Here is a 22,456-nt window from a genome sequence, read left to right as displayed (position 1 = left end):
TCTGAGTCAGAGCTATTTTAAACTTAAAATTACTTGTTTATCGCTTCTAGGACTACACAACGGCTTAACCATAAGGGGTGAGTCGGATCAATTCCTGGTGGTAAATTTGTCATCCCAATAACCTGTAGACGAGATGGTTCGATGCCTAATTTAATCAATGTTTGTTGTATAGCTTTTGCTCGCGCTAGTGCCAACTTTTGAGAGGTGTTTGTAGTCGTACGGTTATAACTATAACCAATGATTTTTAAATGTTGACTTGGGTGCTGATTAAGAAAACTTTTGACTTGTTGAACTTTGTACTCTAAATTCGCTGGAATTAAACTCGCTGAGTCTGGTTGAAAGTAAAATCTAACTTCAATTCGCAGGGGTTGTATTTGCACCGCGCTAGATACAAATTTTACGCCCGGAATTTGCTCAAATGCACGAGCAATAATCTGAGCATCTGCACTCCGGTTGACAGTACCTTCAACAACTACTTTACCAGTGCTGTATTGAGCAGAAATGGCTGTACCATCGGTCTGATTTAAAAGTGCTGTGACTCGTTTAACTTCAGCAGCAGCTAATACAGGATCTGCTGGTACTTCTACTAATAAAATTTGATTGTCAATCAACCAATTAGGTAAGGTCACTTTGACAATCTGCTCGGCTTTCTGGCGCAGAAGTTGATTAGGTAATAGTCCTGTTAATTTTAATTTATTATGTTCTATCTGCACGTTAAGCCGATATACAGCTAGTTCTGGAACAGAAGTTAGAGCTAAGGAAGTTTGATTTTCAATGGAACGAATAACTCCAACGTGATGTTGCCAAATCCCCCAAGGGATGAGAATAGTGCTGATAACTGTTAAGCCTAATATCAGTAATGGTGATAATTTATTTTTTTTCTGATCATGCTGAATATCTCTACCTTTAAGTTCTTCTAAAAGTGGATGAATTTCAACGGGGATTGTATCTGGATCGCCGTCAAATTTTTCAATTGAATTACCATATTTTTTAACTATTTTACTAAAAGTTTTCCGCATTTTCAAAATAAATTTTTTACTCGTTTCTCCTTGCACAACGATCGCTAAATAACAATATCCTGCAACTTCTAAAATTATTTGTGATGTCCCGTATTGAATTGCGTCTAATTCTGTCACGCTTCCAGATTCATTGATGCAATCATTGGCAAAGCTGCGAATTGCTGTCAGCATTCCTGCTACCATGTCAGCCTCTAGCTGCTGTGCATCAGAGTGCTGAATATCCGAGATAACTAAACCGGATGCTTTATGAATCAAGAAAATGGCTTTAATTGTAAATGGTAAAGCTTCTTTAAGAATTAATTCTGCTTCAGAAACTCCTTGTAATTTGGCACTGATTTTACGTTTTATGCCTTCAACGCTGAGGGTTTCTTCAACTTGTCGGTTAATGGCACGGATTGTCTCTGCCATATATTTAGTTATGGTACTACCAATAATTGGGTAAAGTGCATCCACAACAATATTCTGTTCAATTTCAATTTGCTTTTTTATGGCTCGTCCCATTGCCGGAGCGATCGCATCTGAAACTTCTTCTGGAGCAACAATAATCTGCTGAGTAATAGCTAGGGGGATAGCAGGTGCGATCGCCTGACTCATGCTACTTCTATTCTGTTCTGTGCGACTGCGGATAGTCTGATCGATAATAGGGGCAATTATCTGGACAAATTCTTCTTTAGATTCTGCAATCTTTAGTCTTAAAAGCTCAGAAATACACGGTAGTAGTAGATTTATTAGCTCTTTGGGGTCGTAAATTTGATTCTCAACTTTTATTAAGTTTTGTTCGAGTTTAGCTATAATATTGTTTATTTCTGATAACTCATATCCAACTAATATATCTTTTAATTTTTGTAATGCATCCTCTGAGTTATCTAGATTTTCCTCAAAAGGGATAAATATTTCAATAGATTCTTTTAATTCCCCTTCGATAGCTTTGGCTGAATTAGGTGTATTTTGACGAGAATTAAAAGCCGACTCTAAATAAGCTTCACATATTTCCATTGTCACTGGAGTAAGTTGCCATGCTTGCATTTCTGTTGAAATATACTCATTACTAGGATAAATTTCTGATGAAAATGAAGAAAAGGGTTTCTCAGGTGGTTCGATAATTTTTAGTTCGACGAGTAGATCCACTAAATTGTCAAGCGGTATAGCTTCTTCTGGCTTGAAGTCAACAGATTGAGAAATCGAATTTTCCACCTGAGTCATATTAATAATTCTCGTCTTTAAAAGTGCTGATTTAGGAGACGCGATTAATCGCGTCTGTACAACAAGAGATGCGATTAATCGCGTCTTATCTCCCTTTCCCTCCTGAGTTGATTAGGGATGTAATTCTGCGGTACTGTTAGAGTGAGTTAACACTTTTGACAATTTTGTAGTTTCTAGAAGCGGTACAGCAGTATAGTTGTCGTTGCGTTCATCGGCTGCTTCTCGTAATTTAGGAATAAATTCAGTTTCTTTTAGGCGCATTCCCAAGGCAAATAAAGTTTCAGCCATATCATCTTTAGAAACTTTAGTGTCTGTTAACTGCGAGAAGCGTCGATCTATTTCTTCTAAAATCAGATCCCGTAACGCCGTGACATCATCTTGTAATTGGACTTTAGTCTGAAATATTTCATCTCGAATCGAGGTAGTTTGGTTATCTAATGTTTCATCAAGGGACTGAACACTGCTAGAAAACTTTTTATTGAGTCTATCAACCTGTTGGCGTAAGTCAAGAGTTTCTTCTTGAGTTGTCAGGTTGAGTGACTTCAGCTTTTTATCCAGCGCCTCAAACCCGGTTTTTAGTTCAGCCGAAAAATTTGATTTGAGTTGCTCAACATGGGATCGCATCTGTTGTTGTAGGAGAGATATATCTGACTCCAGCTTGCTAAACCGATTTTCGTACTCTCTTAGCTGTGTTCCCAAAATAATATCGCGGATCTGATCGATATTGCCAAGCCGTTCTCTGACATCGTCTTTACTCATCTGACTCATCATCAAAACCTCACCTTTCGGGAATCTATTGGGGATAGGAGGTATGGATTTAACTGGCATTTAGGCTAAAAATTATCAGCTTATGATGCAGCTAACTCATCGAACCTACTTACTTACATCAAATTTATTATTCCCAGTTTTTCACAAGTTATATCTTAAAAAGAATAAATTGGTAATGAGTAATGAAGAATAGGAATTTTTCATACTTACTCATGAAAAATTCTCAATTTTAATTTATTAATAAATATTATGAATTTTTCAGCTTTTTGAATTGTTATCTTTGTAGTCCAAAAACTGTTGGATGCGTTTAACAAAATCTTCTAAGTCTGAGATTAAGTTAGTAGTACCTCGACGTTCTTGATTGTAAGCTAGTTTTTCTAGTCTTTCTGCTGCCAGATGCATCGTTGTTGCTCCCATATTGATACTAGCACCTTTAATTTGATGTGATTGCAGCGCTATTTGGTCAAAATCATGAGATGCGATCGCTATTTTAACGATCTCTAACCGAGGTTGAATATCTTCAACAAATATTTGCAGTAGTTCTAATTCAAATTCTGGGTTGTTTTCTGAGAGTTGATGTAAGCGTTCCCAATCAATTGGGAGATTAACTGAGCCTGTATCTGTTGGAGAAACTTTCTGCTCTAAGGCATCTGTTTCTTTGACTATGAATATCACATTTCCCCAATGCTGTAGCGCCGCAGCCAATTTTTCTTTGATTACTGGCTTACTTAGATAGTCATCCATTCCGGCATCTAGACACATTTGTTGGTCTTCTTTCATCGCATTCGCTGTCATTGCAATTACTATAGGACGACGACCACCAGCAAAGCTGCTTTCTTGCCAACGATGAATTTCTTTTGTGGTTTCTAAACCGTCGAGAACTGGCATTTGGCAATCCATCAGAATTAAATCGTAGGGAATTTTTTCTAATAGCTGTAAAACTTCTTTGCCATTACCAGCGACATCAGCACTATAACCCAGACTTTGAAGTTGCTTCAAAGCTACTTTTTGATTCACTAGATTATCTTCAGCTAAGAGAATTCTTAATTTATGTGAGTCACGAGCCGGGAGGTGGGAGCTAGGAGAACGATCATTGCTATTGTTTTCGTAATTTTTTAGTTTTAACTCCTGACTTTTAAATTCTAAATTCTGAATTTTAACTTCTGTCTCCTCCTTTATCTGCGTTCCTAAAATAGTCATGATGGTATCGAGGAGTCGAGACGGCTTAACAGGTTTGACCAAATAAGCCGCAAATCCTATTTTTAGCGTCCGTTGGATTTCATCGCGTTGATTAGTAGAGGTAAGCATAATCAAAGGTAGACTAGCGATCGCTGAGTTTGCCTTAATTTGTTCTCCTAAAGTCATGCCATCTATTTCTGGCATCTGCATATCAATCACAGCAATGTCATAGAAATTTTTTTGCTTGGCAGCCTCCTGAATAGCAATGAGTGCAGTAGTAGCCGAAGCAGCCTGATCTACCTGCATCCCCCAACGGGTAGCTTGATGGTGGATGATTTTGCGATTAGTGGCATTATCATCTACCACTAACAAGCGTCGATTCAGCAAGAGTTCGCGATCGCTCTTAACTGTGGCAAGGCGATCGCTTTTTGAGGAAATCGGGTCAAGTTGCTGGGCAAGAGTTACTTCAAACCAAAATTTAGATCCTTTTCCCAATCGACTTTCTACGCCAATTTCACCTCCCATCAAGCTTACGAGTTGCTTGCAGATGGCTAATCCTAAACCTGTACCGCCATATTTACGGGTGATAGAAGCATCTACTTGGGTAAATGGCGTAAAGAGTTTACATTGGTCTTCAGGGGTAATACCAAGACCGGTATCTGTGATGGAAAAATAAATAGTGGCTGTAGTAGAAGTTTGCGATCGCAATTCTACCCGTACTACTACCTCTCCATCGCTGGTAAACTTAATCGCATTGCTGATCAGGTTCATAAGAATTTGCCGCAAGCGGCCAGCATCACCTTGGAGGTGGGTAGGGACGTTGGGATAGATTAACGCTGCAATTTCTAATCCCTTATTATGGGCTGGGGGAGCTAATAATTCCAACACTTCTTCTACACAGGTAGATAATTCAAAATCTAGAGTTTCTAGTGTCATTTCCCCAGCTTCAAGTTTGGATAGATCCAAAATTTCGTTGATGAGGCTTAAAAGAGCATCTCCACTAATGCGAATGGTTTCGATAAAATCCAGTTGCTCAGGGTTTAGAGGAGTTTCTAGCATTAAGCCTGTCATCCCCAATACGGCATTCATCGGAGTCCGAATTTCGTGACTCATGTTCGCCAAAAAAGCACTTTTGGTTTTAGAAGCTAATTCAGCTTGTTGGCGAGCAACTTCGAGTTCTCGTCGCTGTTGAGTTTCTGCATATAACATTTGGGCTTGGGCTAAGGCAATGCCTACTTGATCGGCTATTTGCCGTAAAAGATGAGTTTCAAAGCTAGACCATTGGCGGAAACTGCCACATTGATGGACAATCAGCAAACCGCAGAGTTCTTCTTTGACAAGAATGGGTATAACCAAATTGGATTTGACCCCAAATTGTTCCAGTAATTCTATATGCCTTTTTTGGACTTCGACTATATCTAAGTCAGCAAGCGCCTTACCCCTTTTTTGCCGATACTGTTGTAAATAGTACTGCTGTGCATATTCCGCTTGAAAGTAAGCATCAGTGAGCTTTTTCTCTTTAATTGCCAGCCAGCCAGAAACTACTGCTTCAACCACAGTGTTTCCAGAGCCATCTGTCAAGGGTTGATAAATCAAAACTCGATCGCTATGGAGAATTTTTTGTACCTCCGTAACACTGATTTGGAGGATTTCTTTGATTTGCAAAGACTGACGAATCTTGAGGGTGATTTCAGTAAATAGCTGCGATCGCAAATTTTGCCGTTGGAGTTCTTCTTCTGCTTGCTTGCGCTCAATAAACTGCCCTACTTGCTCACCAATAGAATTCATCACTTTTGCTAAATCTGGGTCAGGTTGCTGAATTTCGTGGCTAAAGCAGGTGATGACACCAAGAATGTTTTTACCACTATGGATCGGAAAACCAAAAGCTCCATGCAGTTCTACTTGGGTAGCGATTTGAGAGCGGACGAAATCGTTATCTTTAACTACATCAGTCATCCAAACAGGTTCACCACTCGCCCAAACACGACCAGGTAGGCCAATTCCTGATGCAAAGAAAGTCTGCTGACTGAGGATTTCAAATTCTTGCATTTTGGAAGATATTTTATACCAAGATTTTAATAAGTACAGTAGATTTACTTGTTTATCTACCATCCAAATTTCACTTAAATCCCATCCCAAACTCTCGCAGATTCCTTGGAGGATTTGGGGCATGGCTTCGTTAATTGTCGTGGACTCTGCTAAGACGCGCGTTGTAGAATACTGGGCTTTGAGATGCTGTTCTGCTTGTTTACGTAAGTGAAGCTCGTCATAGACATCGCTAATGTCAATACCTGTGGCAACAATGTATTCAATGCAACCCTCATCGTCTTGCAAAATAGCGTTAGCCCATGAAATCAGCCGCCGACTGCCATCTTTTGCTACCCAATAGTTTTGATATTCTTTGGGCGCTTTACCAGTTCGCAACTGCTCAAAAACTGCTTTAACCGGTTCTATCTCTTCAGGAATTAGCAACAGGTTCCAGAAATGCCTTCCTCTGACCTCATCAAATGAATAACCAGTTGTTTGTTCGCAAGCTTGATTGAAGCGCACAATTTGTCCTTGTGTGTCCAGAACTATTACCAAAGCGCCGGCTGTATCAAGGACTGCTGAAATAAAGTTGCGTTCTTGGTTGAGTGTTTCCTCTGTTAATTTACGTTCTTTTACCTCACGAGAAATCAAGTAGTAGACTATAGCCAGAGTGATAAAACTTAGGCAAATAGCGATCGCTTGCATCAAAATAGTATTGCGGGCACTGGTTTTTGTGATTGTTAACTGCTGCTGAAGCTCCTCCCGCCCCTCGTTTTCCATCTCACGAATGATATTGCGGATATCACTCATTAAATTATTTCCCTGATTTGCGTTTATTACTTCCAATGCAGCATCTAACCCGATATTCTGGCGGAGGTCGATAGTATTTTTCAGTTCCTTCAGCTTTAGTACTATTAAAGATTCAAGGGTATAAATTTGACTTAATTGCTTAGGAGTATCTACTGTTAATTTTCTTAGCTGCTTAATTTCTGGAGGAAGATTAATAAGTGCTGTCTGATATGGTTTTAGATACGCATCATTTCCGGTAAGTATATAACCGCGTTGTCCCGTTTCAGCATCCTTGATATTAGACAGCAGTTCATGGAAGCTGTTGATTGTTAATTGAGTGTTGTTCAACCTTTTGTTCGTATTAATCAACACTTCTGTACTCTGATACGAGAGGGTGGCAACTAAAACTAAAATTGCTAACGCCAGCCCAAACCCTGCGGCTACTCTTTTTAAAAATTGTTTGCTTGCCTTTTGTGTCTGTTTGTGGGTATGACTCACCAATACCAAACTCGCTAAATTGCGCCGCATTTCTAGTTGCTTGATTACCTGGCGACCAATGATTCGCAATGCTTCAACTTGTTCTGGCGAGAGGTTTCTTGGTACATGGTCAACTACACAAAGTGTTCCTAATGCATATCCTTCAGGGTTAGTTATGGGTACACCAGCATAAAACCGAACATTTGGATCGGAGGTAACTAACGGGTTTGTCGCAAACCTTTCGTCTAATGTGGCATCAGGCACAATAAAAACTTCAGATTGCAGAATAGCATGGGCGCAGAATGCCAAATCTCGCGGTGTTTCTAGAGCATCCAAACCAACTTTAGACTTGAACCACTGGCGATCGCTATCAACTAAACTGATTAAGGCAATGGGAGTTCCACAAATATATGAGGCTAGACGGGTGAGATCGTCAAAGGCAGCTTCCGAGCGAGTATCGAGAATCTTATACTGCAAAAGAGATTCGATTCGCTGTATTTCATTATCAGGTAATGGTGCTTTCATTCTTGAGCCTTATCTCATTTTGGATTTTAGATTTTAGATTATTTATTGGGTTTACCTCCTGCTTCCTAAAATTTGACCCGCAACTGTCCTGTCAAGGAATCACCACCGTAGGTACTTCCCCCCGTTTCTTGATTTCGGACATTACTGAAGGTATAACCAAGGTCTGCCTCTATATTTGGTGAAAACTTTACCGTACAGCGCGTTTGATAGGTATTGGCATTGTCAAATTCTCCTTTAAGTCGCTGCCGTCCTAAGTTAGCAGCGAGACGACAGCGTAATAAATTAGCAATATTTCCTTCCCAAGCCACTTCTGCGTTGTAAACCAGAAAATCTGGTGGGGAAAAATAGCCACTTCTGCGTTCTAAATCGCGATCGAAACTCAAATTGAATAAGTTAGCTGCCAAAGAAAACTGTCCGAACTTGCGTTCTAATCTGCTAAATGACTGCACCTCGGAATTACCATCGTTGTAATTACCCAAACGCAATGATGAAAACAAGCTGGTTTTACTGTCAATCTGCCAATATAAATCAGGCCCAAATCGCCAAGCAGTAATTTGATTTTCTAAAGTTCGGATATTGGATTTATAAAGTCCTTGTTCTAAATTACCTGATAGTACTACTGTTGATAGCAATTGACCCGATGACGAAACTTGCGGTGGCGAAATGGGAAGCTCCACCTTGGCATTTAGATTAATAGCTGTAGGTAAACGATTGAAGATATCAACTCCGGCTGCTGTTTGCAGAGTCACTTCCCCAATTTTTCCCTGCCATCCAACTTGTAAGGGAAAATTTGTAATTGATTCAGCACCGCGTTGCTCAAATAAGTTAAAACCCGTCTTGAAAAATATTTTATTGCCATTACTCAATCGAAACTGAGCCGTTGGTTCAAAAAATAAATTGCTTTGGCCAAAGTTATCTGTGTCATAGCGATAGTCTGTATAAATGCTTTCCAAAACTACATCCGGTGTTCTTGGTTCGGTGGAAGGTTTCGGTGGGCTAGAATTTTGTGGTGCTTCGGTGGAAGGTTTCGGTGGGCTAGAATTTTGCGGTGCTTCGGTGGAAGGTTTCGGTGAGCTAGAATTTTGCGGTGCTTCGATGGAAGGTTTTGGTGGTAATTGCAAATCAGGATTGAAGTTTTCAGGTGCCGCTATCAAAATAGGTGTTGGTTCAGGATTTACTTTGGTGACTCCCTCAGTGAATTCTGAAAGTGATTTCCAAGTCTGATGTGCTTGGGCAGCTTGTAACTTAGCTTCCGAGAATGTCCAAATCCCTATGCTACAAATTACTCCCAATTGAAGCTGTAGGCATCCCCAAATCAACCTAGTGGGTAAACTATGTCGAGAAATAAAGAGATCAAGTATAAAACTATCTACCATAGGTCGACACTATAGTTGTAAATAAAAAACTTGCCGCCAAAGAGTTTTCTGGCTGCTAGCTCATGTATTCGGCTTGGAATTATGATGCCCAAAATATATGCTTGTTAAGACATGGCAAAGGAAAAAGGCATAAGTTTTTATATACGTGCCCTTTGACTGCCTAATTAGGATTGTCTGCAAGTAAATCGGTAATAAAAATTTAATGTATATAAAGAAATATAGATTTAGCGATCGCACGGGCAATAGCTAGAACTCATAGAGGAGATATTACCATCACCAGTGAAATCGTTATTGGTAGCTGCTTGTAAGTCCGTTTGCCATTAACTTCTTAGTCTAATTCTTGGGGTTTTGCCGAGTCTTTTTACCAAATAAACCAGACATAGTTAATCCTGTTCCCAACAATCCCAGAAGCCCTAATCCATTCAAAAGTGGATAGATTCCCTCAAGATGAAAAATTTCACCCGTATGAATACTTAGGAGAAAGCTAGCAGGGACTCCTATATTCAGAGACCACTCACGAACAAATGTTGTTAACATCCCAGTCAATACGGTTAAAACAAGTGGCAGAGATATAATGATACCAAGGATACGATGATACTTACGAAATGAACGTTTCATAGCAATTCTCCAACTCTAGAAAGTTTTTCCAATTAAATGTAAGCACATTTTGTTGCGATGCACAGTCCCCAAAGCTTTATGGCAAAGAAATATAAGAATAAAATTTCTACGCACTATTCTGGGAAAAGGGGAAAGGATAAATTTGAATGTTTACCCTTTCCCCTTTTACCAAAAAGTATTGCCTTAAGTCTTAGAGGATGTTTGAAAAGTCCTCTTGTCGGTATCAAAAGTTTTAGATCCCCCTAAATCCCCCGATAAATTGGGAGACTTTGGTTCGGTTCCCCCCTTTTTAAGGGGAGCCAGCGCGGTCTTGGGGTCTCCCCAAGTGGAGCGACTGGCGTGGGTTAGGGGGGATCTAAATGTGCCTAAAGTCACAGGGAAACACTTTTCAAACAACCTCTTAAGCTCGGCAGTATGTTAAGTAACCATGCAGAATTAATTACAGTCATTGTGAGCGAAGCGAACGCGAACAGCGTCTCCAAGAGTTGCAATCCCAGCCCCCGCGTTTGCGAAGCGTGTCCGAAGGACTTATGCTTCATTTCGCTATCTCTACGAGACGCTAGCGCGTTAAGCGAAGCTATGCCGAAGGCTTTACGCTCCATTCGCAATGACATTGTATAATTAATTCTGTCTAACTACTTATTCTAGTAAATATCTGGTGAAAAAGAATGTAGAGACGCGATATATCGCGTCTCTACAAGGGTTCTGCATAACGCATATTTAATTTCTGGAGATGTCTAGTGAATAGTTACTGCGATCTTGACCAACTGCCAGCTGTTACCGTTGAGTCTGGTGTCTCTATCGCAGAGTTTTCAACATTGTCAACCTCAAGAGTTCGGAGCAATTCTCGAACTACATCTGTTGCTGGTCTTCCTGTCAAAGCACAATAGCATTCAAGTTTCTTCATTTCTTCCGTCGTGAGATTTACTGTTAGTCGTTTAACAGCCCATTTTTTATTCATGATCCTCTTTTATCTTTAAGATGTTGCTTTGTGTCGAAATCACCAAGTTATGAAGATTGTTCCCGCAGTGCATAACCTACACCACGGACTGTATGAATCAAACGCTTTTCATTATTCTCTTCCAATTTGAGTCGCAGATAGCGAATATATACCTCAATGATATTAGAATCACCCATGAAGTCATAACCCCAAACTTTTTCTAGAATTTGATCTCTAGTAAACACCTGACGGGGATGTGAGAGAAGATATTCTAATAAGTCAAACTCTTTTGCTGTTAACTCAATGCCTCGTTTTTCCCGAAAAACTTCACGGGTGCGGCGATTTAAGCTTAAATCTTCAAATTGCAACAAATCCTCGTCTATTTCTTGCGTGCGGCGCAGATGAGCGCGAATTCTCGCTAATAGTTCTTCAATGCTAAAGGGCTTAACGACATAATCATCGGCTCCTGCATCCAAACCGGCGACGCGATCGCTCACTTCATCTTTTGCTGTCAACAAAATTACTGGTACTGTACTACCCGTTGCTCGCAAACGGCGACAAATTTCCACACCTGTCAAACCTGGTAGCATCCAATCCAGAATGGCTAAATCTGGTGATGAGTCTCGGGCCAAGGTTAAACCAGCAATACCATCATGAGCTACACTTACTTTGTATCCTTCGCTACTAAGTTCTAATTCGACAAATCGCGCCAGTTTGACTTCATCTTCCACCAAAAGGATATGTGCTGTCATATTTTTGCGTATTGGTTTATTAAATAGCAAGATTCTCGACTTCTCTAAGAAATTGGGAATTTCATAAATCAGATAGAACTGCTATATGTAGGTAAACTGATTGTAAACGTACTTCCTTCCCCTAACTTTGATTGCACGCTTACACTACCATCCATACCTTCTACAAGTGTTTTGACAATAGATAAACCCAAACCACAACCCCCAGTAGTGTGAGAGCGCGATTCATCTACGCGGTAAAATCTCTCAAATATCCGCGCTTGCTGTTGCAAAGGAATGCCATAACCTTGGTCACAAACTTGAATAATTGCCTTGTCTTGAAGTTGATTTAATTTTAAAATTATATGTGTATCGGCATCAGAATAGTTAACAGCATTATCAATCAAATTTAATAATACTTGTTTGAGGCGACTATAGTCGGCTTTTATCTCAATTGGGTAAATCTCTGACTCGATTTTAATTATGCGATCGCTATATTTTTCTGCCATCATCACAACTTCTTCAACTAAGTCATTCAACACATAAGATTTCATCTGAAAATATAAGTAACCATTATCTGCTCGTGCTAAATCAAGTAAATCTTGTAGCAGCCGGATAGTGCGTTCAGCTTCCGATGCAGCAGTTTCTAAAGCTTCTTGTTGGGTTTGAGTTAAGTTATTTTGCCTTCGCAAGACGCTTTGCAAGTAACCATGTACAATTGTTAATGGCGTACGTAACTCGTGAGAAACATTACTCACAAATTCTCGTTCTTGCTCCCAAGATTGCGAGAGGCGCGATAATAGCATAGTTAAGGTTTGAGCCAATTCTTTAACTTCGCTGGGTGCATTATCAAGATATAGCTGCGCTTGTCCTAAATCTTCAGCCGAAATCACAGAAGCCATTTGATTTAGCTGACGTAGAGGTTGTAAAGAATGCTTAATATAAAATGCGATCGCAACAGTTAAAATAATAATTGCCAAAATACTAATAATACCTAAACTCTGCACCATTCCTAGAAACATTCTCTGTTCGCGGGTAATATCCTTGACTACAAATAACTCACCCAGGAACTTACCTTTAACTTGCACAGAACTAACACATAAAACAAAGTAGCTTTGGTTCACTTTATAAACTTGTGCTTTAATTGGTATCTTAGTCAAAGACATTAATTGATCTATCGTAGTATCAGGTAACAAATTTAAAGGTGTAGATTTGACTAAAATTTTATTATCAGGACTTTTTAGCCATAATAATGTGTTGGTATTTGCCAAGTTATTAATAGCCTTTTGCAACCCAGTTTCAGGTTGCATCATTTCACTATAAATTTGCACATCTTGCGGCAAGCGCTTGGCAATTTGTTCTATATTATGCTTATGACCATCAATCAAAATTTCTTGCATTTTCCAACTAGCCCATGTAGCAAGGCTACCTAAGACCAAAGCGGAAAATGCACCAATACCAATTGTGAGGCGTGACTGTAATGAAAATGGGTCTATATTTATCCAAACTTTTCTGATTTGCTTCACTGTTCTGGTTGCGTTTTAGATGTTGGAGAAGGCTCAATCAATAAAATCAGACTGGTAAATGTAAAGTTATTATCAACCGCTACATCTTTAGTTATAGCTGATTTGAACTTACCTCTATTGGATACCTACAGTGAAAAGGCTAACCATTCCAAAAAGATCGCTAAATATTTTTATTTCATTACCCTTTCAACTTGGCAAATCCTTCTCTAAGGATAATTTAAAATAATTAAATTAATTTGCGCTGAGAATTAGCTTAAAATTTATACTTTTGTATCTCTTACCTATGTTTTCTTGTTGGAATGCAAGGATTGGCACCTCCTAAATAATAAAAATTAGTTAATTTTTTCACAATTAAAATCGGATTCTTATAAGTACCTAAACAGAATTAATTACACAATGTCATTGCGAATAAAGCAAAGCGTAATGAAGCAATTCCAACCCTTGCGATTGCAACGCTGTGCTAGCAATGACTGTAAATATTTTTGTCCAACTACTTATACAGAAAAATTTGGATATCATTTTAAATAGGGTGGATATGTAGAGATTTTCCACATAATCATAAGTTAGCTGTGCATTCAGGTGAGGTGTTGTGAGATTTCTTTTTCCTAGTGACTACTTTAATCCAAAGAAAGCGGATGCAGCATACCTAGAACAAGTTGCTTCTATGGAAGATGCAGGGTTTGTAACTTCTGTTGTTTCTTTAGAGTTGCTGGCATCTGGTTCATCAAAGATTATTCCAATCCCATATCCAGGTTCAAAAGTTGTCTACCGGGGTTGGATGCTTTCACCCTCTGATTATGAGTTATTGGTTAGTCTCGTGGAGAGTACGGGGGCAAGCGTCTTGACTTCTAAAGTTGAGTATCTAGCCACACACTATCTTCCAAACTGGTATCCTTTGATTGCCGATTTAACTCCAGAGACTAAATTCTATTCTATCAATGATGATTTAGAGAGTGAGTTGAACAAACTTGGCTGGAACAAACTTTTTATCAAAGATTACGTTAAGTCTCTCAAAACTTCAGTTGGTTCCATAATTGATAAACCTTCAGAAATCGCAACAGTGATATCTGAAATGCAGAAGTTTCGGGGCAGTATTGAAGGAGGTATTTGTGTGCGGCGGATTGAAGATTTTGTACCCGAAACAGAGAAACGTTATTTTGTTGTGTCTGGTAAACCTTTTGCCGCTTTACAAGATGAAGAAGTGCCAGACATTGTTGAAGAGTGTGCAAAGCGCATTGGAAGTCAATTCTTTTCTGTGGATGTAATAGAACGTAGAGACGGCACTAAGCGGATCGTAGAAATTGGTGATGGGCAGGTATCAGATATTGTCGGATGGACGGCTGAACGTTTTGCTCAACTTTGGGTTTAGGTTGATTCGTTTAGTTAGCGATCGCTCCTCTTAGACAGTCCAGCACTATTCCTACACTATTGCTTGGTATCTAACTGCGATCGCTTTTAATTATATTAGCTGATACCTCCGAAGATACAGCCGACGGCGGAATAATTTTAAGACCATATTTAGAAGCAGCTAGCAACATTGACACCACTTATTCTTGTTTATCTAATTTTTGTATAAATTTCCATTTAATCAAGCCAAAATTCATCAGCTTATTGTATACAAATAGCATATCTCTCTAGTAAAATTTTTCTATGAAACTAGTACAGCCTAGCCCAAATAACTATCCAGTCGATTTTTGAAATTATTTTTATAACCCATGCAATAGGCATCCATGAGCAAAACCAGTGATGAAGAAATATTGTTGCACAACCAAACCTGGCAGCGTGAGCGGCAAATTATAGTACGTTTATCTTCTTTAAACTATCGGACTGGCGAACTAGGTAGCTATTTGCACAATATTGCCTGTGGAGTCAGCGAACTTATTAGAGTTGATTGGACAGTTGTTACTTTTTGCGAAGAGGGATTTGAAACTGTTCTAGCGAGTAGTCTCGAAATGGGCGAGGGCGAACATATTTATTCACTACATGGTTTACTAACTGGTACTGTTATCCAAATGGGTCAATCATTAGCTGTAAAAGATGCTCGAAAATACCCAGAATATGGACAAGCTCCAGAAGGTTATTGTGCATATTTAGGGATACCATTGAGGACTGCTGAGAATAAAGTGATTGGTACTATCTGTTCTTTTAATCATCAGCCACGTGATTTTACAAAAGAAGATATCCAAATTGTGGAATTGTTTGCTGAACGAGCGGCAACAGCAATTGACAACTATCATCTTTACCAGCAACAGTGTCAATTTAATCATATTTTGGAAGCTGAGGTAGAAAAACGCACCGTAGAATTACAAGCAGCCCAAGCCAAGCTTTTAGAACAGGAACGACTAGCAGCAATTGGTGAATTTGCTGCTATTATTGTGCATGAAATTCGTAATCCCTTGACTACAATGATTATGGGATTAAAGTATTTCCAAAAAACCATTCTGGCTGAATCTGCTCAAGAGCGATTAGCATTAGCACTGAGCGAAGCTAGTCGTTTAGAACGTCTGCTAAGTGAAATTTTGCTCTACGCCAAGCCCCAGGTGTTGAACCTTTGTGAATTAGATGTGAATGAATTCATTCGTGAGTTGCTGGTATGCATTCGTGAAATGCCAGAAGCTCTGGAACGACAAATTGAATTTATTCCGGCATTGCCTACGGTAAAAATTTTGGGAGATAAAGACAAACTTAAACAAGTATTTATCAACATTCTTCGTAATGCTTGCGAGGCAATTGCGGTAGGAGATATCGTTAAATGGAAAGTAGATTGTTCCCATATAAATAAAGTCTATATTAATGTCCACAATGGCGGTGAGTCAATTCCATCAGAATTTATCGCCAAGCTTTCTCAGCCATTTTTCTCCACAAAACCTTGTGGCACTGGGCTAGGGCTTGCTATTACTAAACGCATCGTCAATGCTCATAATGGGGAACTGTTAATTTCTTCTGACCCCTTAACAGGCACTACTGTGAGTGTTCAATTACCTATAGTTCCTCTTCTGAGCTTTTAATTGATATGGCGATTTTATTTAAGATTTCTATAGACAGAATTGCATAATTTATAAACATAATTGACATATAAATGAAAAAATATCAACTCAGCCCAAAAAACTGGTCACAAGAAACTTATATTAAAGCTTTAAAAAAAGCAGCATACGCACATCAAGGTCAAACAATTCCAGGTTCAGAAATACCTTACCTGATGCATTTGAGTTTTGTAAGTATGGAAGTAATTGCAGCCCTAAGTATAGAAACGGAACATAATGGAAATCTTGCTATTCAATGTGCTATTTTACATGACACAATTGAAGATACCAACACAACATTTGAAGAAATAAAAACAGACTTTGGTGAATCAGTAGCTAATGGTGTACTTGCACTAACCAAAGATAAAACTTTAGCTAAACATCTCCAAATGGTAGATAGTTTGCAAAGAATAAAAAAGCAACCTCAAGAAATATGGATGGTAAAATTAGCAGATAGAATCAGTAACCTCCAAGCACCACCAGATTATTGGACTCAAGATAAAATTATTCGATATCGAGAAGAAGCTATTCAGATTTATGAAACTTTGCAGGATGCAAGTCCGTTTCTAGCTTCCCGCTTGGCAAAGTTAATTGAAGATTACAAAGCATTTATTAAGTAAATAGTCTTTTGTGAGTCAAATCACACTAGCAACTTAAGGACTGCAATAACATTATGTTCATACATAAATTCTTACATAGAAAATGATGGAATTACTTGAACTAATGTTAGTGCTAGCTACAGTAGTTGGTGTTACCGATGGGAACACCATTTTGGTTAAAGATAATACCGGACAAACAATTCCAGTCAAGCTAGCGTGTATTAATGTACCAAAGGCTTTAGCATCAACACAAAAGTTAAAACAGTTACTACCACCTAAAACTCCTGTCGTGATTAGAAGTACAGAACAACTCGAAAGTGGTCGTACAGTTGGAGAAGTTTTTGTGGATAATCGGTCAGTAAATCTCCTTTTGGTAGAGTCAGGTAATGCTGTCGTTGACCGAGAATCTTTACAAAATTGCTACGAGAGCAAAACTCAATTTTTAATTGCAGAAGCTAATGCTAAAAATAAGCATCTGGGATTGTGGCAGCAATCAAAAGTGCAATTGAAGTTTCATGCGAAGTAATATCTATCAAGTCTGGTTTTTCACAATTATATTCAGAGCTAAGTAGGTGGGTGAGAAAATTTATAACTATGTCATTGCGAACGCAACGAAGTGGAGTGAAGCATAAGTCCTTCGGACACGCTTCGCGAACGCAAGGTTTTCACCGCTTTTACTTTTCGTTACATAGTTAGGTTCATTTGTGCCTACCTACTTAATCGATATTAGATATCCGACTTTTAAATAAGTCGGGTATCTAAAAAGCGTGAATTTTTACAAATTTAGATAGGATATCTATAGGTTGCTTTTTTTATATCATCAATCAATTCATCAATCCTTGATTGAGTAGTGTTCCAAGAACACATAAAACGTACTCCTCCTACACCGATAAATGTATAAAACTGCCAGTTATTTGCTTTTAAACTGTGAATTACTTGTTCAGGTAATTTAACAAATACAGCGTTGGCTTCTCTAGGAAACATCAACTCAACACCTTCTATATTTAATAGTTGATTTTCTAAGTATTCAGCACATTGATTAGCATGTCTGGCATTCTTTAGCCAAGCACCAGTCTCCAATAAACCCAACCAAGGAGCAGAAATAAACCGCATTTTTGAGGCTAGCTGCCCTGCTTGCTTGCATCGATAATCAAAATCTTCTGCTAACTCTTTGTTGAAGAAAATAATGGCTTCACCTAATGCCATTCCATTCTTTGTACCACAAAAGCACAACACATCCACTCCACTTTTCCAAGTAATTTCAGCAGGGCCTTTATTCATAGCGGCAACTGCATTTGCAAAACGAGCGCCATCCATGTGAATCTTTAAGTTATACTTTTTTGCTACTTCTTTAATTTGTAGAAGTTCTTCAATAGAATATAAAGTCCCTAATTCAGTTGATTGTGTAATACTAATAACTTTAGGTTTGGGATAATGAATATCAGTGCGTCTAGTAACAACTGCTTCTATAGCTTCTGATGTTAACTTGCCATTTTTACCTTGAGCTAGTAAAAGTTTAGAGCCATTAGATGCAAATTCAGGTGCGCCACATTCATCTGTTTCTATGTGAGATGTTTCATGACAAATGACGCTGTGATATGACTGACAAAGAGCAGCTAAAGATAAAGAATTTGCAGCCGTCCCATTAAAGGTAAAAAATACTTCGCAATCAATTTCAAAGAGTTCCCGAAAATAATCTGCGGCTTTTTGAGTCCATTCATCATTTCCATAAGCTGGTACACTACCTTGATTGGCCCTAATCATATATTCAAGCGCTTCTGGACAAATGCCAGAGGAATTATCGCTTGCAAACTGTTCTAAGTTTCTACTCATAATTTCTATTTTGATTTTTAACAGTAATTTTTACAATATTAATAAATATTTTGGGCAACTGCCAACTCCCAGATTAACGGTAGATATGACTAACTTATTAAGTTATCTAATGACTCTGTTAATTAAATGAAATTCCTATATTTTGCATTAGAATATTAATTAGTTTTCGTGTTTGTAGCTTTACTTGGAATATTTATAAGCTCATTTAGTATCAATACTATTCACTTAAGGCAAGAGACGCGATGAATCGCCGTCTCTACAATAATCATTTTTTCGTCTTGACGGCGATTTATCGCGTCTTTGTGATGAATCATCGCATCTTTACGCTCTAGAATTTCCATCAAAAAACCTTAACCGAACCGTATTGCATTTAGTATATTTATACTGTTAAATAAATTACTTTAATGATGTCTAGAGAAAACTGGGGTCTTAGTTTCCATCTACTGAGATGTTAAATTACTACGGTATCTTCGTCAGCCTTGGGTTGAGGCGATTTTGGAAGGTTAAAGATCGCAAATAAAGCAAATAACTAAATATTATGCTAGAAAAATAGAGTTTGCTAATTAGAATGCTAATCATATACTTATAATGTACTATACAATGCCCTACCAATAACTATGACATCACTATTGGGCTGCTTCCTTGCAAGGGTACAAATTGGTGAACCCTGCCCAAGGCACTGGTTTAGCAATGACTAATGACTAAATAACTAATGACTGAACCATTGATTGAACTGAAAGGTGTTTCTAAGTCCTTTGGTAGCCATAAAGTTCTAGATAATGTAGACTTAAGCATTTACCGCGGAGAAGCACTAGGGATTATTGGCCCATCGGGTACTGGTAAATCAACAATCTTACGGGTAATCGCGGGGTTACTTGCTGTTGATGAAGGAGAGATTTATGTACAAGGAGTACGGCGAGAGGGTTTGATTGAGGATGGTGGCCAGCAGGTTGGCATTGGTATGGTGTTTCAGCAGGCGGCGCTATTTGATTCGCTGACGGTGGAGGAGAATGTGGGATTTTTACTTTATCAAAATTCAAAGCTACAGCGATCGCGAATTCGAGATTTGGTAAAAGAAAAATTGGAGATGGTAGGTTTGCCAGAAGTAGGCAACCTTTACCCAGCCGAACTTTCGGGGGGAATGCGAAAACGGGTAAGTTTTGCCCGTGCGATTATGTCTAACCCCGATAATCCCTCAGAAAGCCCAGAAGTTCTACTATACGACGAACCGACAGCCGGACTCGATCCTATTGCCTCAACAGTAATCGAAGATTTAATCCGCCATTTGCAATGTTTACATGGAGTTTGTAGTACCTATGCCGTTGTTACCCACCAAGATAGTACTATCCACCGTACAACTGATAGACTTATATTTCTCTATGAAGGTAAAGTGCAGTGGCAGGGTACAGTTGGTGAAATATACAACACAGAAAATCCGTTGATCAAACAATTTATTAGTGGTAGTGTGCAAGGGCCGATTAAAGTCGTTGGCTAGAAAGTTAAAAGTGAGAAGTTAGGAGTTAAAAGTGAGGAGTCAATAGGACTTACCCAAAAATAAAAGTTGTAAGGGAAATTCATAAATTGCTCCTACACTAAAATAACGGTTTAAGCTATTGTTTGCCTAAGTCCTTGTTAAGAATAAAGAGCGAGAATTAAATTCAACTTCTAATTCTTGTACAGACGCGATTAATTGCGTCCCTACTCCTCACTTTTAACTCATAATTTGGTTGTTGGTGGAGGCAAAAAAATGCGAGGTCTTATGACAAGCCGCTTCGCTTCTGGGCGAACATTTAGAGAAGGCTCTGTGGGGTTGCTACTTCTGTTAGGAATAGGAGTATTTGGGTTACTCTTTCTGTGGTTAAATAGATTTACTGCTGCTGGCCGTTCATACAAAATTATTGTAGAATTTGCTAACGCTGGCGGAATGCAGAAAGGGGCAGTAGTTCGCTATCGAGGTGTTAAAGTAGGAACTATTTCCCAAGTTCTACCAAAAGCTAATGCCATTGATATAGAGATTGAAATAGCCCAAAGCGATCTAATTATCCCCCGGAATGTAGTGGTGGAAGCTAATCAAAGTGGATTAATTAGCGAAAGTATTATCGACATTACGCCAAAAACAACCTTACCTAATGGAATTGTACTTGCTAAACCCCTAGATAGAAGTTGTGATACCAGCCTGATTGTCTGTAATGGTTCTCGGTTAAAAGGTCAGATTGGTATCAGTGTTGACGATCTAATTCGCAGTTCAACTGAGCTAGCCTCTGCATACAATGACCCCAAATTTTATAGAAATGTCAATAGGGTTTTGGAAAGTACCACAGGCGCAGCATCTAGTTTTACTGAGCTAAGTCAGGATTTACAAGGTTTGACCAAAAGCTTGCGACAACAACTAAATACATTTTCTGCTACAGCTAATTCAGTACAACGAGCGACAAACCAACTTAATACATCGGCGAGTCAAACACTAAATAAATTCGGTACAACTGCAACTCAAGCAAATAATTTACTCACCAATCTGGATAATCTGTTAACAACAAATCGTTCTTCACTAGTTGGCGCTTTAAATAATATCACGGAAACCAGCAACCAACTACGTGTTACAGTCAGTAGCCTATCACCATCTGTCAATCGATTGACTAAAGGAGAATTACTCAACAATTTAGAAACTCTTTCAGCAAATGCAGCCCAAGCTTCAGCTAATTTACGCGATGCTTCTAAAACTTTAAACGATCCTAAGAATGCAGTGCTGCTGCAACAAACTTTAGATTCAGCAAGAGTCACCTTTGAAAATACCCAAAAAATTACATCTGATTTAGATGAATTGACAGGCGATCCTAAATTCCGCAAAAATTTACGGCAATTGGTGAATGGTTTAAGTGGTTTAGTCTCTTCTACACAAGAGATGCAACAACAGGTGCAAGTTGCTACTACTCTAGATTCGGTAAAAGCTGCTGTGAGAAAACCAAACAATCTAATTCCTCCGCCAACACCAACTAAACAGGCGATGTCTAATGAGAAGTCGCTACCCGTCTATATAGTTAATCCCTTACCTGCTAATTTTGAAAGTATTGACACGAACCTTGAACCAAACCCCACTCCGTCTATTCCTAATTCATCTCAAGAAGTTTTGTTGAAACAATTGCGGGAGTATGGTAAGCAACGGGAGCAACTGGAGACAGGAAAATAAGCAATACAGCTTGACAATTTTAAGTGACATATTTTACTCTTTACAAGAGTTTAATTTAAATTAGGACTTATGTACTCGTGAGGACAAACTAAGCCTGTGCGATTACAACTCTTGGAGATGCTCCACGAAAGCTTTGCTCGTAATGACGTAAAATCTGTCCGTGCGTAAGTCTACGCGGTGTGCAACTTTCTCTCAAACCTAACCCCCAGCGCCTTCCCTACGTTCGCATGGCGGCACGAGTGTCGGAAGGGGAGCAAGACTTAAGGGAGCATCCCAAATGTGTAAAAACATGGATTGTCATTGCGAGCGTAACGTAGTGAAGCGAAGCAATCGCAACATCTGTACTTTGCGTTCGCGAAGCGTGTCCGAAGGACTTATGCTTCATTCCGCTTTGCTCCATTCGCAATGACAACTTATCATCTTGGTAAATTTGCTTGCATTGGGATGCTCCCAGACTTAAAGACTCTCCCCGAAGCGGAGCTACGGTGTACACACAAGTCTGAAATAGCTGAAAAACCCAAGGTTTTACCCCACCCTAACCCTCCCCGTATGTATTGGGGAGGGAACAAGATTTTCCGGTTTCCCCCCTTTATAAGGGGGGATTAAGGGGGGTAATTCGACTTGTGTGTACACCGTAG

At 39.0% G+C, this 22,456-nt stretch carries 15 protein-coding genes; 6 read left to right on the top strand and 9 right to left on the bottom strand.

Annotation, left to right across the window (positions count from 1 at the left end; genetic code table 11):
- Nucleotides 1-29: 29 nt before the first annotated feature.
- The 8 genes from GTQ43_RS18540 to GTQ43_RS18505 all read right to left on the bottom strand — a co-directional run bounded on the left by GTQ43_RS18540 (nucleotide 30) and on the right by GTQ43_RS18505 (nucleotide 13,176).
- On the bottom strand, nucleotides 30-2,222 hold the full coding sequence (locus tag GTQ43_RS18540) for an OmpA family protein (protein WP_265274232.1): 2,193 nt from the start codon (nucleotides 2,220-2,222) through the stop codon (nucleotides 30-32).
- Between the two features lie 111 nt (nucleotides 2,223-2,333).
- Entirely contained in the window at nucleotides 2,334-3,050 is a 717-nt protein-coding gene (locus GTQ43_RS18535; RefSeq protein ID WP_265274231.1) for a hypothetical protein, read from the bottom strand.
- 198 nt (nucleotides 3,051-3,248) lie between these two features.
- Nucleotides 3,249-7,988, bottom strand: a complete 4,740-nt coding sequence (locus GTQ43_RS18530) for a response regulator (RefSeq protein WP_265274230.1) — start codon at nucleotides 7,986-7,988, stop codon at nucleotides 3,249-3,251.
- 65 nt (nucleotides 7,989-8,053) lie between these two features.
- Nucleotides 8,054-9,280, bottom strand: a complete 1,227-nt coding sequence (locus GTQ43_RS18525) for a hypothetical protein (protein ID WP_265274229.1) — start codon at nucleotides 9,278-9,280, stop codon at nucleotides 8,054-8,056.
- 417 nt (nucleotides 9,281-9,697) lie between these two features.
- Nucleotides 9,698-9,982: a PepSY domain-containing protein gene (locus GTQ43_RS18520; RefSeq protein ID WP_265274228.1), complete on the bottom strand. Its 285-nt coding sequence runs from the start codon at nucleotides 9,980-9,982 to the stop codon at nucleotides 9,698-9,700.
- A gap of 748 nt (nucleotides 9,983-10,730) precedes the next feature.
- On the bottom strand, nucleotides 10,731-10,943 hold the full coding sequence (locus GTQ43_RS18515) for a CopG family transcriptional regulator (RefSeq protein WP_265274227.1): 213 nt from the start codon (nucleotides 10,941-10,943) through the stop codon (nucleotides 10,731-10,733).
- Between the two features lie 47 nt (nucleotides 10,944-10,990).
- Entirely contained in the window at nucleotides 10,991-11,674 is a 684-nt protein-coding gene (locus GTQ43_RS18510) for a response regulator transcription factor (RefSeq protein ID WP_265274226.1), read from the bottom strand.
- 68 nt (nucleotides 11,675-11,742) lie between these two features.
- The gene (locus tag GTQ43_RS18505; protein WP_265274225.1) at nucleotides 11,743-13,176 is read right to left on the bottom strand and encodes a sensor histidine kinase; all 1,434 of its coding nucleotides are present in this window, start codon (nucleotides 13,174-13,176) and stop codon (nucleotides 11,743-11,745) included.
- Nucleotides 13,177-13,765: 589 nt separating this feature from the next.
- On the opposite strand from GTQ43_RS18505, the gene GTQ43_RS18500 reads away from it, so the two are divergent.
- The 4 genes from GTQ43_RS18500 (at nucleotide 13,766) to GTQ43_RS18485 (ending at nucleotide 17,324) form a co-directional block, all read left to right on the top strand.
- Nucleotides 13,766-14,545 (top strand): ATP-grasp domain-containing protein, encoded by a 780-nt coding sequence (locus tag GTQ43_RS18500; protein ID WP_265274224.1) that lies wholly within the window; start codon nucleotides 13,766-13,768, stop codon nucleotides 14,543-14,545.
- Nucleotides 14,546-14,906: 361 nt separating this feature from the next.
- Nucleotides 14,907-16,184: a GAF domain-containing sensor histidine kinase gene (locus GTQ43_RS18495; protein ID WP_265274223.1), complete on the top strand. Its 1,278-nt coding sequence runs from the start codon at nucleotides 14,907-14,909 to the stop codon at nucleotides 16,182-16,184.
- Between the two features lie 71 nt (nucleotides 16,185-16,255).
- A complete protein-coding gene (locus GTQ43_RS18490) occupies nucleotides 16,256-16,819 on the top strand; it encodes an HD domain-containing protein (RefSeq protein WP_265274221.1) in 564 nt (187 codons plus the stop codon).
- Nucleotides 16,820-16,901: 82 nt separating this feature from the next.
- A complete protein-coding gene (locus tag GTQ43_RS18485) occupies nucleotides 16,902-17,324 on the top strand; it encodes a thermonuclease family protein (RefSeq protein ID WP_265274220.1) in 423 nt (140 codons plus the stop codon).
- A gap of 257 nt (nucleotides 17,325-17,581) precedes the next feature.
- Here the strand turns inward: GTQ43_RS18485 and GTQ43_RS18480 are convergent, their stop codons facing one another.
- Nucleotides 17,582-18,631, bottom strand: coding sequence for a low specificity L-threonine aldolase (locus GTQ43_RS18480; protein WP_265274219.1), 1,050 nt, complete (start codon nucleotides 18,629-18,631; stop codon nucleotides 17,582-17,584).
- 712 nt (nucleotides 18,632-19,343) lie between these two features.
- Between GTQ43_RS18480 and GTQ43_RS18475 the strand changes: the two genes are divergently transcribed.
- Together GTQ43_RS18475 and GTQ43_RS18470 are read left to right on the top strand one after the other, a co-directional pair.
- Nucleotides 19,344-20,126, top strand: coding sequence for an ABC transporter ATP-binding protein (locus GTQ43_RS18475; RefSeq protein WP_265274218.1), 783 nt, complete (start codon nucleotides 19,344-19,346; stop codon nucleotides 20,124-20,126).
- Between the two features lie 252 nt (nucleotides 20,127-20,378).
- The gene (locus GTQ43_RS18470; RefSeq protein ID WP_265274217.1) at nucleotides 20,379-21,818 is read left to right on the top strand and encodes an MlaD family protein; all 1,440 of its coding nucleotides are present in this window, start codon (nucleotides 20,379-20,381) and stop codon (nucleotides 21,816-21,818) included.
- Nucleotides 21,819-22,456: the final 638 nt, after the last annotated feature.

Origin of the sequence: Nostoc sp. KVJ3 (assembly GCF_026127265.1) — a bacterium.
Classification (GTDB): Bacteria; Cyanobacteriota; Cyanobacteriia; order Cyanobacteriales; family Nostocaceae; genus Nostoc.
Note: the sequence above shows the minus strand (reverse complement) of the source record. Positions and strands in the feature narration are given on the sequence as shown.